The 1421-nt window shown below is 40.6% G+C and carries 3 protein-coding genes; 1 reads left to right on the top strand and 2 read right to left on the bottom strand.

Annotated features, from left to right (window positions below):
- Both hha and L977_RS25275 read right to left on the bottom strand, forming a co-directional pair.
- A partial coding sequence (hha, locus tag L977_RS23255) for a hemolysin expression modulator Hha (protein ID WP_052192634.1) occupies positions 1–160 on the bottom strand: 160 nt, incomplete at its 3' end.
- A gap of 198 nt (positions 161–358) precedes the next feature.
- A complete protein-coding gene (locus tag L977_RS25275) occupies positions 359–751 on the bottom strand; it encodes a helix-turn-helix domain-containing protein (protein WP_072031482.1) in 393 nt (130 codons plus the stop codon).
- 314 nt (positions 752–1065) lie between these two features.
- Here L977_RS25275 and L977_RS24560 point away from each other — a divergent pair.
- Positions 1066–1421: transcription termination/antitermination NusG family protein (locus tag L977_RS24560; RefSeq protein ID WP_331423340.1), on the top strand; the 356-nt coding region annotated here is incomplete at its 3' end.

Raw genomic sequence — 1421 nt, 5'->3', positions numbered from 1 at the left:
GAACATTCATTGTTAATTCTGCCAAACGATGGTCTGCTGCTGAGTTGAATGTTTCTAAATCATCTATGGAAAGAGAGTATCGGTTTTTCTCAATTATTTTTTCCAGTGTGTCTAAACAATTGCAGCGTCTTAACTTCATGAGCCAATCTATTTTATTCATATACTAAGAATTCTCCTGTTGCATTTCCTAGCCTTAATCATCTGGTAAGTGGGCATAGCAGCTGCCGTACCACCCCTGGAAACGGCAACTGCTACTAATCAGTTCCACCCCGGATACTGATCTTTGAGGATTATAAAAGGATATTCGGTTTTTTGAACAGAGAAAAGAGAAAGAAATTTAGTAGCGTCCCACTAAATGCTAAGGCTTCAAAGAGGCTGGTAATTCATCGTTGATCATGATTTCAGTCCTCTTACTTAAGAGTGATGATACTGTTTCGAGTGCAATTTTAAGTTCCTTTTCTGCTCTCTCCAATTCGCTGAGTTCGGAAGGGTTAAAACGGAATTTTTTATACCTTTTATGTATTGCCAACAGTTGATCAGCTAACACATCGTCACGGCAGTAAAGATAGCACTCAGGAACATCCAAAACTTCAGCAAACCGACAAGCTTGTTGAAAGTTGGGGCTGTGTGTATCTGTCTCATAATGCGAGATTCTACTGACCGTCAGTTCATCGATACCAGCACGTTTCGCCAGTTCTGTCTGGGTCATGTGCGCCGCTTTACGTGCGGCCTTCAATCGCTTACCAATCATGCCATTCCTCCGCAATCGGTATCGATGGAGTTTAGGCGTATTAACACTGTGATTTTATATAGATATTCTAACAATTTGCTGTTTTACTAACAATGTGGCCTAATATTATCGGCAGCAAAGCCTGATAGGTTTGATCGTTTAAACCGATCAATGTCAAAAGGATTGATCAATCAAAACAATTAGACGAAAGATCAAACAACCCTCAAACTTAGGGAATTAATAATCTTAAATATTCTAATAAACGTACTGCTTTGAGGGATGAGGCAGTGCGCTAGCTATTGCATTTCAATATCTTATGACATTCGGAGGCCTCTATGCAGGACACATTTACCGATGCCTGGTATCTTCTGCGCTGCCGTCAGAATTATTGGAAAACCATACAGCAGAACCTTAATGAAGCTGGGCTTAAAACTTGCTGCCCATTAATTTTAGAACGTAGACGACGGAGCGATAAAAAAAATGCCTACAGACTCATAAACTCACCGGCTTTTCCCGGTTATATCTTTGTAAGATTCAACCCTGCCAATATCCATACCACCGCAATTAAACGCATACCCGGAGCGATGGATTTTGTCAGATTTGGGAACGAAATCGCAACGATATCTCAAGCCGAAATAGAAGCCTTAAAGCTTGTCCATTTTGAACGCCCACAAGAGAAAATTAATCTGCC

This window comes from Enterobacter sp. ZOR0014, from assembly GCF_000798855.1.
In the GTDB taxonomy this organism is placed as follows: Bacteria; Pseudomonadota; Gammaproteobacteria; order Enterobacterales; family Enterobacteriaceae; genus Enterobacter; species Enterobacter kobei.
Note: the sequence above shows the minus strand (reverse complement) of the source record. Positions and strands in the feature narration are given on the sequence as shown.